9 protein-coding genes are annotated in these 14,764 nt (G+C 57.7%); 2 read left to right on the top strand and 7 right to left on the bottom strand.

Annotated features, from left to right (window positions below; all coding sequences use genetic code 11):
* Positions 1-23 precede the first annotated feature (23 nt).
* Positions 24-2,483: an EAL domain-containing protein gene (locus AC3WN7_RS07510; protein ID WP_095966343.1), complete on the bottom strand. Its 2,460-nt coding sequence runs from the start codon at positions 2,481-2,483 to the stop codon at positions 24-26.
* 302 nt (positions 2,484-2,785) lie between these two features.
* Between AC3WN7_RS07510 and AC3WN7_RS07505 the strand changes: the two genes are divergently transcribed.
* The gene (locus AC3WN7_RS07505) at positions 2,786-7,429 is read left to right on the top strand and encodes a deaminase domain-containing protein (protein WP_102674265.1); all 4,644 of its coding nucleotides are present in this window, start codon (positions 2,786-2,788) and stop codon (positions 7,427-7,429) included.
* An 11-nt stretch (positions 7,430-7,440) separates the two neighbouring features.
* Here the strand turns inward: AC3WN7_RS07505 and AC3WN7_RS07500 are convergent, their stop codons facing one another.
* The 5 genes from AC3WN7_RS07500 to AC3WN7_RS07480 form a co-directional block, all read right to left on the bottom strand.
* A complete protein-coding gene (locus AC3WN7_RS07500; protein ID WP_102674266.1) occupies positions 7,441-9,258 on the bottom strand; it encodes an ABC transporter ATP-binding protein in 1,818 nt (605 codons plus the stop codon).
* Complete coding sequence (locus tag AC3WN7_RS07495) at positions 9,251-9,853, bottom strand: DsbA family protein (RefSeq protein WP_172435727.1); 603 nt, start codon at positions 9,851-9,853, stop codon at positions 9,251-9,253. Before AC3WN7_RS07495 ends, AC3WN7_RS07500 begins: the two co-directional genes overlap by 8 nt.
* Before the next feature lie 36 nt (positions 9,854-9,889).
* Positions 9,890-10,831, bottom strand: a complete 942-nt coding sequence (gene trhO, locus AC3WN7_RS07490) for an oxygen-dependent tRNA uridine(34) hydroxylase TrhO (protein WP_095966339.1) — start codon at positions 10,829-10,831, stop codon at positions 9,890-9,892.
* A 163-nt stretch (positions 10,832-10,994) separates the two neighbouring features.
* Entirely contained in the window at positions 10,995-11,306 is a 312-nt protein-coding gene (locus tag AC3WN7_RS07485; protein WP_102674267.1) for a BolA family protein, read from the bottom strand.
* A 12-nt stretch (positions 11,307-11,318) separates the two neighbouring features.
* Positions 11,319-11,843 carry a DUF2059 domain-containing protein gene (locus AC3WN7_RS07480; RefSeq protein WP_015093967.1) on the bottom strand — a complete coding sequence of 175 codons (525 nt, stop codon included), beginning with the start codon at positions 11,841-11,843 and terminating at the stop codon, positions 11,319-11,321.
* 191 nt (positions 11,844-12,034) lie between these two features.
* Here AC3WN7_RS07480 and AC3WN7_RS07475 point away from each other — a divergent pair, with 191 nt between their 5' ends.
* Complete coding sequence (locus AC3WN7_RS07475; protein WP_102674268.1) at positions 12,035-13,429, top strand: class II fumarate hydratase; 1,395 nt, start codon at positions 12,035-12,037, stop codon at positions 13,427-13,429.
* Between the two features lie 109 nt (positions 13,430-13,538).
* On the opposite strand, the gene AC3WN7_RS07470 is transcribed toward AC3WN7_RS07475, so the two are convergent.
* The gene (locus tag AC3WN7_RS07470; protein ID WP_095966335.1) at positions 13,539-14,501 is read right to left on the bottom strand and encodes a DMT family transporter; all 963 of its coding nucleotides are present in this window, start codon (positions 14,499-14,501) and stop codon (positions 13,539-13,541) included.
* Between the last annotated feature and the right edge of the window lie 263 nt (positions 14,502-14,764).

The raw sequence follows: 14,764 nt of genomic DNA, 5'->3' as shown, positions 1-14,764 counted from the left end.
TGATTGTCAGACCGGCAGGAATTTCAACGGAACGTGCCAGGGGCCTTGAACAACATCGGCTGGGGCCTGGCAGGACGACTCAACAAGCTATCGCTGGTAAACAGATGCGGGCGTTCAATCACATACCCTTGAGCGTAATCAACCCCGATCTCCAGCAGTGCCTGCTCGATCTGGGGCGTTTCGACAAACTCGGCAATCGTGCGCTTACCCATGACATGGCCGATGTGATTGATCACCTCGACCATGGCGCGGTTAATCGGGTCGTCCAGCATATCCTTTACAAAACTCCCGTCGATCTTCAGGAAGTCTACAGGCAAATGTTTCAGGTACGCGAATGAGGACATTCCGGCACAAAAGTCGTCCAGTGAAAAATGGCATCCTAAGCCTTTGAGTTCATTAATGAATCTAATGGCGCTGCCAAGATTTGAAATAGCACTGGTTTCAGTAATTTCAAAACAAATCATTTCAGGCGGAATCGAATAGGTCACAAACTGTTCACGCAGGAAGTCCAGGAACGCCTCATCCCCGATCGTCGTGCCTGACAGATTAATCGCACACATGGCCAGCGGGCCTTGGCTTCGCTCGGCCCGACATTGGGCAATGATCTTGAACACGTTCTGCACCACCCAACGATCAAGCGAGCTCATCAGGCCATAACGCTCGGCAGCCGGAATGAAGCTGTCGGGCAAGATCATCCGCCCGGCTTCATCATGCAATCGCAGCAGAATTTCAATATGCCCGCCGTGCTGCTCGACATGACCCAAGGGGACGATTTCCTGGGCATACAGGCAGAAGCGGTTTTCCTCCAGCGCCATGTGCAAACGTTGCACCCAGGCCATTTCGCCGAAACGCAGGGACAGTTCCGAGTCATCCGGATGATAGACCTGGACCCGGTTGCGGCCCTTTTCCTTGGCCATGTAGCACGCCATGTCAGCAGCACGTAGCGAGACTTCGAGCGTCGTCGGATTCTGCGCGACATGAACCAGCCCGATACTGACAGTGGTGACGAAAGGTCGGCCCTTCCAGACAAAATGCAGATTCTGCACAGTCTGGCGCAGGCTCTCGGCAATTTTCTCCGCCGCTTCCGGCGCGCAGTTTTCCAGCAGGATGCCAAACTCGTCGCCGCCCAGGCGCGCCAGGGTATCGCCTTCGCGCAGCCCCGACTGCAGCAAGGCGCAGATATGCCGCAACAGTTCGTCGCCCGCCGCATGGCCGCAGGTATCGTTGACCAGCTTGAACTGATCCAGATCGAGGAACATCAGGGCATGGCGCCCCGAGTAGCGGGTCAGGCTGTGCAGCGCCTGTTCCAGGCGATATTCGAATTCACGGCGGTTGGCGAGTCCGGTCAAGGCATCGTGGGTCGCCTGCCATGACAGATTGGCGATGTATTGCCGCTCCTGGGTCATGTCATGCAGCACCAGCACCGTACCGCTGACTTTGCCGGCATTGCGGATGGGCGCGCCCACCAGTGTGACCGACACCGTGCTGCCGTCCAGGCGTTGAATCAGCCTGGAGTGCTCGCTGCCGCCACTGAGCTGGCCGCTGAGAATATGCTCGATAAGGGTGAAGCCATCGGCCTGGGCCTCTTCATCCAGCAGGTTGAACAGCGCTGCCAGCGGCAAGCCTGTCGCCTGCTCGGCCTTCCAGTGGGTCAATGCCTCGGCCGCCGGGTTCATATAGGCAATCGCACCGGAAACATCTGTGGTGATCACGCCGTCGCCAATCGATTGCAGGGTGATCTGCGCCCGCTCTTTCTCCAGCTGCAGCGCATCGGCGAAGGCATGGCGCTGCTTGAGCAGCTTGCGGGTGCGCATCAGCGCCAGCGCAATCAATCCAAGCGCAGTGGCGAGGTTAGTCAGCAGCAGCAGACGAAGAATGACCCGCGACCCTTCCCCCAGTGCATCACTGAAGGCTTTCGCCGCCGGAGTCACTTCATCATTGATCGCGAAGATCTGCTCCTTCCAGCGCTGGATATCCGCATCAGAGGCAGGGCGGGTATTGATGTGCTGATGCATGTCCCTGGCAACGTCATCGAGCTTGGCCAGATAGGCATCCCCCACGGTCCACAGATCGATGGCTTTTTCGAGGTAACTGAAGTGACGAAAGTTGAGGTACAGCCAGATCAGGCTGGAAACGTCGTCCGGGTGGTTGCCCCCCTTGAGGATCGCCAGCCTCGCCGCTTCGATGTCTGGCGGTTGCTGATCCAGCGCCACACGCAATTCATGCCCGCCTTGAGGCACGGAAATGGCGTTCCGGTACTTATCAAATATCCCTTCGTCGCCGCTGTCGGCGTAGAGGTTCAGGTAATAGATGGCATCTTTCTGGCCCTTGGACCAAAGGCTTTCGCCGGCAACATAGCCACGAACAGCCGACAGCACATAAAGGCTAACGCCGCCCAGCAAGGCTTGAAACAACACAACGGCGATAAATGGCCAGACAATGCCCAACAACCGTGGCGTTCCGAGAGTCCGCGTTTGATTCATGAGGTCCCTTGCATTAGCACTGCTTGCTCGTCTTCCGGACGAAATCGCTATAGCCAGACTAGGGGGCATTCGTGATCCCGGCAAGTAAGAACTGCCGCCCACCGTGAGCAGCACTCTTGCAGCAACGCCAGCGCCGTCCCCCCCTGCCATAGACCTCGAACAGAAATCGACTTCTTCAAAAACGGTGCATTATCTATGTACCGCACAGCCCTTGCCATGAACCGTTGTAATCGGTGGCGAAACGCCAATGCTCGTTCAATCGAGCGCATACCAACCGATGCAACGAAAAGAGAAGCTGGCTTATGCAAACTCCCCCTTCAACTAGCACATCAACTGAAACTCTAAATTCAACCCCGACCACTGCGCAGATCCATCAGAGCCAACTGGATGACTATGAATTATTACTGTCTTTCCTGCGCGCAGAAGTCGGCTCTATGTCTCATTTCACGCGAACACTGCTCAGCCCCTGCACGCTCTCTCCGCTGGATCAAGAAAATGAAGCCGGTCAAACCGCTTTGCAAGACTTGATGAAAGACAGCAAGTATCAAGCACTGTGTAAAAGTAAAAACGTGTCCCCTCATTATTTGATTGTCACTGCAAAAGACGGAACCTGCGTCTACGAGACGTCGAATCGCGATGACCAGAACAAAGTAGTTCTGGCATTAACCGGATCTGAAAAATGGTCAGAATTTAAAGCACGCATCGAAAAGACGGCTAAGTTGCTGGGCGGACAGATCCGTTACGACCGCCTTGTCAGCCTGCCAGGAATGGCCACTTTTTACGGTCTTGCCCCCTGGGATCCGACCAACTCGGCTGAACAGCAAGCCGCCATCAATGCCCTTGAGGAAAAAATCGCAAGCTATCGTCTGAAACTGGAAGGCGACTTCAACATTGTCGACTTGAAGCGTCCTCCCAGCGCAAAGGATCGCAAAGTGTTCAACGTTGTCAGGGCAGCTTCATCCGATCCCTCAAGTATCACTATGCAAAAAGTGCAAGAGCAGATCATCGGTGCGGAAACGATCGAAACGATAAGAACGTTTCTGCCCGAGGCGGGCATTTCTCCATTCACTCATCTGGCCAACGACATTCTTATGTCGGCTACCGCTGAACAAATCCGCGCCACTCCTACCGTTTTTCTTGAAAAAATCCTGCAAAACCCTGAAGCCGAGAAGCTGGCAACCGGCTTGCTGTCGACTTTGAACTGGTATGGAGGAGCACCAGGCGAAGAAACGTCGCCGCACATCCGCATCAAAGTCATAGCCAACGCATTGCAAATCTGGTTTGAGACACCGAGCCAAAAACCGGAAGAAGTTGCCGGTTTCGATTGGCAGTCACGTTCACACTGGGGCAAAAGTTATCCGGCCATCCGAAACGAATTCGAGACCCATCTACTCAGGTCAAAACGGGCCGCGTCGGAAAAAGAAGCGATTGTTATGGCCCGATTGTTTCTGCACCAGTTTCCGGTCGAGTTCCGTGTCACCGATATTCCGACCGCGCTTCCATACCGGAGCTCCCTTGTTTGGGTGAACTTCATGAATGGCGTGAACCTGATAAACGCTACCGACCCCGAAGCGTTGTGCAGAATGACCTTTCAGCATTTGGTTAACCTGGCTCTCGATCGGGCCGAGGGAGCGACAGACGAGCAACTCAAAGAAGTCAGCCTGGCAAGGCTGCTGCCGACACTGGACTGGGCAGTGACCCAAGGCATCATCCTGCCTAAGCGTCATGAGGATTACACAGAGCCCGAAATCGAACTGGCGCTATCGGAGCTGGATAAACACACCAATGCGCTCGGCACTGCCATCACCCGAATCAACGAAACCCCGCCAAACCGACTATCAATGGCGAAAACCGTAGCGGAAAAGTTCTTTGGAAAACGCTTTGTCGCGCAAAACAGGAAGCTGGCGAGGAAAGAACGCGAAACCATCCGATGGAATAGCGTTCCGACCCTCCGTGGCAAGGGGTACGATCGCTATTCGCTCATCGACATCCTCGCCTCAAATGAATTCGATGAGCAGACACGATGGTATTACACGCAGGCTGATGGCGCCGTCAGTCAATACTATTTCAGGATCGACAGTAACCGAAAGGTAGCGTCGCCATTTTACTGGGAAGCATCAGGGATACCGGCGGTATATGGCATCTTGCCAGAAGTGAAATCGATGTTCTATGACGGCTTCCTGGATTACTTTGAACGACAGACAACTGCTTACAAAACGCTGATTCGCAGTCAACTGGCCTCACTCCCATTCGACGATCGCCAGGCCATTGAATGGGGTGAACTCAAAATCCATAGCCTGAGAAAGGAAACCAGCGGTGTAGAAGCCCAAAACGAAACACCTGAAATAATCCTGCCACTACGAGCCCGTAACGGCCTGATTTTGCAGACGACCTACGCCGAGGAAACAAGAACCTACGAACTGCTGCCCCGAGCTGGGGTGATACGCCGCGTAGAAAACCCCGACCCGGAGCAATTCGGGGGTGTCCAGAAAACCGAGACGTGGCGAATGAACAAAGGGACCGTTTCCGTTTCGGTGTTGCGCAACCAGACATTACCCTTTGACTGGGATGCTCATTCGATCGGGAGCGCACCCAACGCCGGAGCGGTCTGTGAGGCAATCATCGAACAGCTAGGTGATACGTTCACCGCTCCTTCCAACGATGTGCAAACCGCAAACAGCACTCCACTGACACTTTCCTCACCCCGTTGCCTGGCAATCAGTCATTTCATTGCCAGCCTGCTACCGTTTGTAGACCCCAAACAGCTCTACAAGGACTGTGCCGGGCAGACTGAGTTTGAACGCGAAAAAGCCGAGAAAGATGAAATCCGCGAAGTTATCAAAATCTTCGTGCCATTCTGGAAAAGTATCGAAGATCTGGCCTCAGGCGAAAAGACACGCCTTATCAATGGAGTGTTCGGAGTGTTCATCGACCTGTTGTCATTCGCACAACCGATCGGCAAGTTTGCTTCGGGCTCGACAAAACTGATCAGCAATGCCGGCCGACTGACCTTACGCGCCAGACTTCCAGCATTTAAATTGCTGACCAAAGAGTTTTTGATTTTGAGCTTGATGGCACTGAACCCGCTTGACGGCATCGGAGCGCTGCTCAAGGCATTGGGATCAAAAGGACTTAAAATCGGCAGATCCGGTATTTTCCGCATCAAGGAATTGGCGGGCAGTGCAGGGCACTATAATTTCTCCCGCAGCCTGCCGCAGGTCACTGGTGCGGGCCGCTGGAAACCTTTGGTCAACGGCGACCAGTTAACGTCCCTTAGAGGTCTGGACGATGTACCCGTACGCAATCTGTCGTCCTCAGGCAAGGCCCGGTATTACCTGGTCGATCCATTGTCGTCCAAGCCCTATGGCCCCTTGCTACGCAGCCGTTCGAGAGAGTTCTCATTGGGGCGATCCCACTACAGCCCCCTGGAAAAAACCAAGGACAATGTCATTGTCGAGTTGGCTGACAAAAGCAGCGTGCGCGAAGTGCTTGAAGTCGATGGCCGGACGACGCTCTTCATTGACGACCAACCTTACCGACTGAAGGATGATGTGTTACGCCGCGCCGACCTGATGGACCTGAAGGACAGCTATAAGGCGGCTCCTTGCAGGATCCGTCGCATGCCCGGTTCCGCGCCGTGTAAAACCAGCTATGTCATTCGCGACCCTGCCCCCACACCCGACATCGGCAGTTTTGATACCGCCAAGGGTTGGGCGCCCTGGTTCGGGGATGTTACTTACATCCCCGCGACCAACAGAGCTGCAATGCAAGTGGACGCGATCCGCGCCCACTCAACCCTTCAGGGCACAATGGAATTTCAAAAAGGTATTTATGGGCGGGTCATGGTCAGTGTCCCCGTTCCGGGAGAAGAGCTCGTCGATAACTTCCACATCGGCAGTATCATTGTCGAAGCGGCGGACGGTTCAAAACACTACGTTTTCACGCGATTGAACGCCGGGGACTATTATTTCGCCGAGCGCGCATCTGGACATGGCGTGCATGACCTCCTGACGTTCAAGAAAGCCGACACCCTTCCCGATGAACTGAAAAACGAGTTATTGGTGGTGTACACCGGTTCTCTGAATGCCAACAACATGGTCAGAATCCATGGCCAGGCGTCGGTAGAGCGAGCACTGAAAGCGATGGATGAGATTGCCATCCCGATCGGCGGCCATGCCAATCCGCCTGAAACACTCAAATGGCTCAAGGTTGATACCAGCCCGGGGGAAGCGGCTTTATTCGATCATTCCACACGAATGATCATTCGGTTTTCCACCGACGGTGCCGCAACCTGGTCGCTGTCCAAGGCTGCCCCCGACAGCGCACGTGAAACGACTGCGGAAATTTTCAACAACCTGTTTGAAGAAAACGTCATCACCGTCGCATCGTCGACGCAGGCGGGGCCCAAGGCATTAAAAATCGATGACACGATGAGGCGCCTGCAACGCCTCATCAGCAAGAAAACACGACGCCCCCTGCACAAACCCCGGAACATCGCGTTCGCCGAAATCAAGACAAAAGCCGGGGGGCGCGAGGTGTATGTCAGCGTTTCCGGCAACAAGGGTGATACGGGTTTCCTGCCATTGTTTGCCAACAACAGACATACGAATGAGGTTAAAGTCGGCAGCACCAGCTACTTCAATATCGATCATAAAGTCAGCTTCCCGCAGACCGCACTTGAGGTATCACCCCAAGGCAAGTTGCAGGCGATCCCGCGCACCATCAATGACATTGAAACCTACACGCCTGCGCTCACATCTCGCCCTACCTCGCTGGACACCGAAAGCAAACTAATCAGTGTCATCCGCGGCAAATACCCCAATCCCAAGGATCTGGACTCCATCACGATCGCCACCGCCCTGGCGCCATGCGAATCGTGCTCGGTCGTGATGAAGCAGTTCGGTTATGACGGCAGCGCCGATGCACTGGGCGTGATCTGGAAGTAATTGCTTGCTGGTCAGTGCCGCTGCAAATGCCCATACAGCTTGGCATACAGACCACCATCGGCAATCAGCTGCTGGTGGTCGCCGTCCTCGGCCACTTGCCCACCGTCGAATACCAGCACTCGATCAGCCTGCTTCACCGCCGAAAGGCGGTGGGCAATGATCAACGTGGTGCGGTTGCTCAGAAACCGCGCCAGGGCCTGGTGCAGGTTGTATTCGGTGGCGGCATCCAGCGCGGAGGTGGCTTCGTCGAGGATCACCACCTTGGGCTCGGCGAGCACCATCCGGGCGATGGCCAGGCGTTGGCGCTGTCCACCGGACAAACGCACGCCGGAGCGCCCGACGATACTGTCCAGGCCATTGGGCAAATCCCGCACCGTGCCGTGCAACTGGGCTATTTCCAGTGCATGCCAGCAAGCCTCGTCAGTGCGCTCACGCCCCATGGTCAGGTTGGCCCGGATGGTGTCGTTGAACAGCGCCGGATGTTGCAGGACCACGGCAACATTTTCCCGCACGGTTTCCAGGCCGATCTCCTGCTGGGTCGAACCGCCAAATCGAATGGTTCCGGCCAACGGCGTGTACAAACCCAGCAGCAGTTGCACCAGCGTGCTCTTGCCCCCGCCACTGGCGCCGACGATCGCGACCTTTTCGCCGGGGGCGATGGACAGGTTCATCTGGTTCAGGACCAGTTCATCGCCGTAACCGAAGCTCAACCCTTGTACTTCCAGCCCGACGGTCTCGCGCCCGATGAACGGGTCGACGCCGCCCGGGTATTCAGGCTCATCAGCGCGCGACAGCAGCTCATTGATCCGCGACAGCGCACCGCCGGCAGCGTAGTAGGCATATTGCAGGTTCAGCAGCTGTTCGACCGGACCGATCATGAACCACAGGTAGCTGAACACCGCGAGCATCTGGCCGATGGACAAGTCGGAGAACAACACCGTGAGCATGGCCGCGGCACGGAAAATATCGATGCCGAACTGGAACAACAAACCGCTGGCCCGGTTCGACGCATCGGTTTTCCATTGCGAATTCACCGCATAGTCGCGCACGTCACGGGCGCGTTGCCCCAAGCGACCGAGGAAAAACCCCTGACGGTTGCCGGCGCGAACTTCCTGGATGGCATCCAGGGTTTCGGTCAGTGCCTGGGTAAAGCGCGAAGTACTGTCGTTCTCGAGTTTTTTCAGGTGCTTGACCCGTTTGCCCAGTTGCACCGTGGCGTAGATCACCAGCGGGTTGAACAGCAGGATCAGCAATGCCAGTTTCCAGTGCATCCACATCAGAATGCCCGCCGTACCGACCAGGGTCAGCATGGCCACGAGGAAACGACTGAGGGTTTCACCTACGAATTTGTCCAGCGTGTCCAGGTCGGTGACCAGATGCGTGGTCACCGTGCCACTGCCCAGGCTTTCGTATTCACCCAGCGAGATACGCTTGAGCCGTTCGATCAGACGTATGCGAATGCGGTAGACGATGTCCTTGGCCAACCCGGCGAACAATTTCGCCTGCACCACGTTGAACAGCAACGCCGTACACCTCAGGGTCAAGGTCACCAGCAGCATCAGGCCGATGTAGCCCGCCGCTTTTTGCCAGCCTTCGGGCAGCGCGTGGTTCATGATCTTCAGCGCGGCGTCACCGTGCCCCAGCAACACCTCGTCCACCAGCAACGGCAGGAGCAAGGGAATCGGCACGCTGCACAAGGTCGCCAGCACGGCCACGCCGTTGGCGATCCACAGAGACTTCTTGTGATGCAGGGCCAGGCGACGGATTTCCGCCCAGCTCAGACGGTCGACACGTTTAGCGGTGGCGACGTCATCGGGCAGGTCATGCACAGGCAGCGCGCTCCAGCCAGCGGCCGAGCAGCGGGGACAGCACACTCAGAGGCTGATAGCCGTTGGTCAGCAATGCCAATTGACCATTGCGTTCAGCGAGCAATGTAGGAAAACCGGCGATACCCAGGTCCTGGACCCAGGTGAAATCGGCGGCGGTGGCTGCGTGCATATCAGCCCGATCGAAAGCACCGGCGAACTCGATGCGCGGCAGACCGGCCTGTTCCGCCAACTCGACCAACACGCTGGCCTGGGTGACATCACGGCCTTCGGCATAAAATGCGTGCTGAATCAGCCCGAGCAGTCTCAACGCGCAATCCGGCGCCAGGCTGCGCGCCGTCACCAAGGCCCGGCAGGCAGGTTCGGTATCGTAGACAAAACCGTCGGGCAGCGCGCCTTCGAACTTGAACGGCTGGCCAGTGGCCTCGGTGACCGCCTGCCAATGCTCAAAAATATAGCGTCGGGTGGTCGGCTCCAGCGCCGCACCGCTACCGGTGCGCAAGCCACCCACGATCAGATGCACATCCACACCCGCGGCTTGCGCCTGCTCGACCAGTGCCTTGGCCACCGGGGCAAACCCCCAGCACCAGGAACACATCGGGTCCATCACATAGAGCAGGCGCGCAGACATGGTTCAGGCCTCTGTGGATGCTTGCTTGTAGTTGTAGCCGATCGGGTGGGGCTGGTTACGAGCCTTGGCCAGCTCGATCTGCTTCTGCCGGTCGATGGCGCTGCGACGGGTCTTCTCACTCAGCTTATCCCAGCAATGCGGGCAACTGATGCCGGCCACGTAATGCTCGGACGCGCGGTCTTCAATGCTGACCGGAGTGCGGCAGGCATGACATTGATCGTAGTCACCTTCGCTCAGGTCGTGACGCACGGTCACGCGGTTGTCGAACACGAAGCAGTCGCCCTGCCACTTGGTTTCTTCCTGCGGCACCTCTTCGAGGTACTTCAGGATGCCGCCCTTGAGGTGGTAGACCTCACCGAAGCCCTCGCTGAGCATGTAGCTCGACGCCTTCTCGCAGCGGATGCCGCCGGTGCAGAACATCGCAACCTTCTTGTGCACGGCCGGGTCGAAGTTGGCTTTGATGTAGTCGGGAAATTCGCGAAAACTGGTGGTTTTCGGGTCGATGGCGCCTTCGAAGGTGCCAATCGAGACTTCGTAATCGTTGCGGGTGTCGATCAACAGCACTTGCGGGTCGCTGATCAGCGCGTTCCAGTCCTGTGGATCGACGTAGGTGCCGACCTTTTTGTTCGGGTCCACGCCTTCCACACCGAGGGTGACGATTTCTTTCTTGAGTTTGACTTTGGTGCGGTAGAACGGCTGCTCATCGCAGTACGACTCTTTATGGTCGATGTCGTCCATGCGTGGGTCGTTCTTGAGCCAGGCCATCAGCCCGTCGATGCCTTCACGGCTGCCGGACACGGTACCGTTGATGCCTTCTTCGGCAATCAGCAGGGTGCCTTTGATGCCGTTGTCGACCATCGCTTGCAGCAGGGGCTCGCGCAGGGCGACGTAATCTTCAAGGGTGACGAACTTATACAGTGCCGCCACGACAATCTGTTGTGTCATGGGTAAATCTCCAGGTGGCTACCCTCGTAAGGGGTGAACCGGATGCGAAAAAAAACGCGCCGGGTGAGCGGCGCGTTGGGCATTGTAGCAAAACAGCAGCTTCTAGCGGCAAGCTTCAGGCCACAAGTTTGGAGCGCGGCGCCTTGAACTTGCAGCTTGCAGCTTATAGCTGTTTTTGCTGCTTCTCTCCGCCCGCACAGGTCGGCGAGGCCGGAGCCGCGTCGATCTGTGCCCATTCCTCTGGCGTGTAGGTATGCAGCGCCAACGCATGGAACTCGCCCATCAGCTCGCCGAGCGTGCCGTAGACTTTCTGGTGGCGTTTGACCCGGTTCAGGCCATCGAACTGCGCGCTGACCACCACGGCCTTGAAATGGGTTTGCAGCCCACGGCTGTGCATGTGGCTCTCATCCAGCACTTGCAGATGCTCGGGCTGAAGCAGGGCCAGCGTCGATTCGATGCGTTGTTGCATAGTCATACCGAACTCCGCTTAAGGCTTTTTCTTGGCGGGTGCAGCCGCGTCTTTCGGGGCCAGCTCGGCCGTCATGTCAGCCAGCAGCTTGTTGACCACCGGCACAGCGCTTTCCAGCTTGGACTGGGTCATCTGGGCCGATTGCTGGGTCAGCTGGGGCATTTTTTCCATGACTTTCTTGCCCAGTGGCGACTGGTAGAACGCAACCAGGTCCTTGAGCTCGGATTCGCTGAAGTTGCTGGTGTACAGCTTGACCATGTCCGGCTTCAGCTTGTTCCAGCCAATGGCCTGGTCCAGAGCGGCGTTAGCCTTGGCCTGGTAGGTTTCCAGTACGGCTTTTTTCGATTCAGGGGCTTTGGACTGTTCGAAACGCTGGGCAAACATCTGCTGTACTTGCATGTACACCGGAGTGCCCAGTTTGTCGGCGTGCGCCATGGTCAGGAAAGCCTCGGCACTGGCGTTATGGCTGGCAGTGTCGGCGAGAACCTGGCCGCTGGCGCAGACCAAAGCAACGGCGGTACAGATGGCACGAAGACGAGTCATCGAGTTTCCTATTCTAGCTGGCGAGGTAAGACCCCAAGGGCATCCATTCTGCGCCTAAAAAAGTGTGTCGCTCAACCCCAAGCCTTGTCGCACCTGATTTAGAGGGGTTGAATGGACAAATTCAGACTGATGGAACCACGGCCGTCGATCACGGCCTAAACTGCGCAATCGGACCTACAGGAGTGAGCAAGATGAGCCGTATCGAAACCGACAGCCTCGGCCAGGTTGAAGTCCCGGATGAAGCCTATTGGGGTGCTCAGACGCAACGCTCGCTGATCAACTTCGCCATCGGCACCGAACGCATGCCGCTGGCGGTGTTACATGCCCTGGCGCTGATCAAGAAAGCCGCGGCGCGGGTCAATGATCGCAACGGCGACCTGCCCGCCGATATCGCCCGTCTGATCGAGCAGGCCGCCGACGAGGTGCTCGCCGGCGACCATGATGACCAGTTTCCGCTGGTGGTCTGGCAAACCGGCAGTGGCACCCAGAGCAACATGAACGTCAACGAAGTGATCGCCGGTCGCGCCAACGAGCTGGCTGGCAACCCCCGTGGCGGCAAGTCCCCCGTGCACCCCAACGATCACGTCAATCGCTCCCAGAGTTCCAACGACTGTTTCCCCACTGCCATGCACATCGCGGCCGTGCAGGCGGTGCAGCAGCACTTGCTGCCGGCGATCAGCGAATTGTCCGGCGGCCTGGCCGAGCTGGCTGCTCGCCATATGAAGCTGGTCAAGACCGGCCGCACCCACATGATGGATGCGACACCGATCAGCTTCGGTCAGGAAATCTCGGCCTTCATCGCGCAACTCGATTACGCCGAGCGGGCCATCCGCAGCGCACTGCCCGCGGTCTGCGAGCTGGCCCAGGGCGGCACAGCGGTCGGCACCGGGCTGAATTCGCCCCACGGTTTCGGTGAAGCCATCGCCGCCGAACTGGACGCCCTCTCCGGCTTGCCGTTTATCACCGCGCCGAACAAATTCGCCGCACTGGCCGGCCATGAGCCGCTGACCACGCTGTCTGGCGCGCTGAAAACCCTCGCCGTGACCCTGATGAAAATCGCCAACGACCTGCGCCTGCTGGGCTCCGGTCCCCGCGCCGGCTTCGCCGAAGTCAGGCTGCCGGCCAATGAACCGGGCAGTTCGATCATGCCGGGCAAGGTCAACCCGACCCAGTGCGAAGCGTTATCGATGCTGGCCTGCCAGGTGCTGGGCAACGACGTCGCTATCGGCTTTGCGGCCAGTCAGGGCCACTTGCAGTTGAACGTGTTCAAACCGGTGATCATCCATAACCTGCTGCAATCGATCCGATTGCTCGGTGATGGCTGCAGCAACTTCCAGCAGCATTGCGTGGCCGGCCTGGAGCCGGATGCGGAAAAAATGGCTGAACACCTGGAACGTGGCCTGATGCTGGTGACGGCGCTCAACCCGCACATTGGCTATGACAAATCGGCGGAGATCGCCAAGAAGGCCTACAGCGAAGGGCTGACCTTGCGTGAGGCGGCGTTGCAACTCGGGTACCTGACCGATGAAGAGTTCGATACGTGGGTGAGGCCGGAGAACATGCTAGAGGCTGGGGCCAAGGGCTGAATCTGTAGCGCCTGAAAATCCGTCTTCGCGGGCAAGCCCGCTCCCACATTGAACTGCGAACGCGGTCAAATGTGGGAGCGGGCTTGCTCGCGAAGAACGATAATACGGTCTACCGACCGACCGCCATCCGCATCCGCCGCGCCCGCAACCCGGCAATCAACGAAGGCCCCAACGCCACCAGCGCCGACCCCAGCACCACCAGCACCGCACCACCATAACCCAACCCATTGATCGTCTCGGCATGCACATACTCGGGCCACAGCCATGCCGCCATGGCAACCGCCGCAAATGTCACCAACGGCGTGATGGCCAGCGTCGCGCTGACCCGGGAAGCTTCCCAGTGGGCCAAGGCCTCGGCAAAGGCGCCATAGGCAATCAGCGTGTTGAGACAGCACGCCAGCAGCAACCACCCCTGCAAGGGGTTCAATTGCAGCGCTTCAAGCGGATGCACCCAGGGCGTCAGCAGCGCCGCGCAAAACAGGTAGATCACCATCATCACCTGCAGCGAATTCCACACCGTCAGCAATTGCTTCTGCCCCAGGGCATAGAAGGTCCAGACCGTGGATGCCAGCAGCACCAGCAGCACGCCGGCGGTGTAGTCGGTCAGCGACGTGAGCAATTCACTCAAGCGCTGGTTGAAGAACAGCGCAAAGCCGATCAGCAGCACCAGCAGGCCAATCCCCTGCCCCAGGCTGAAGCGTTCCTTGAACACAAACAGACTGGCGATCAGCAGCATGATCGGCCCCATCTGCACCACCAGTTGCGCGGTGCCGGGGCTGAGCAGGTTCAGGCCCATCAAATACAAGACATAGTTGCCCACCAGGCCGAGCACGGCCATCAGCACCAGCCAGCCACCGCGAGGACCGAGCACTTTGCGGCTGGGCAGGCGTCTGGTGGCCGCCAGGTAAATGAACAGGCAACCGCCAGACACCAGCAGGCGAAACCAGGTCACCGTCACAGGGTCCATCACCAGTAACACTTGCTTGAGCTTGATCGGCAGGATTCCCCACAACAACGCGGTCAGCAAGGCCAGGAACAGACCGTAAACCCAGCGACCCGATGAAATGTGCATGTGAACCCCGAAGCCAACTGACAGGAGCCGTCATTCTAGGCGCAGAGCGGTGGCGTACACAGGGACAGTTACGGTCTGGCCGCGATTGAAACTGTGCGGGTCGCAATGTGAAAGACCGCGGAGCCTGCATTCGCGAGCAAGCCCGCTCCCACATTGAACGGTGTACGCGGTCAAATGTGGGAGCGGGCTTGCTCGCGAAAGCTATCTGGCAGACAACGCAAAAAACCGGGGTTTACCTCACCGCTTCAAACAACCCCGTAGCC

Source organism: Pseudomonas sp. FW305-70, assembly GCF_058783925.1.
This window is presented reverse-complemented; position numbering and strand designations above follow the sequence as displayed.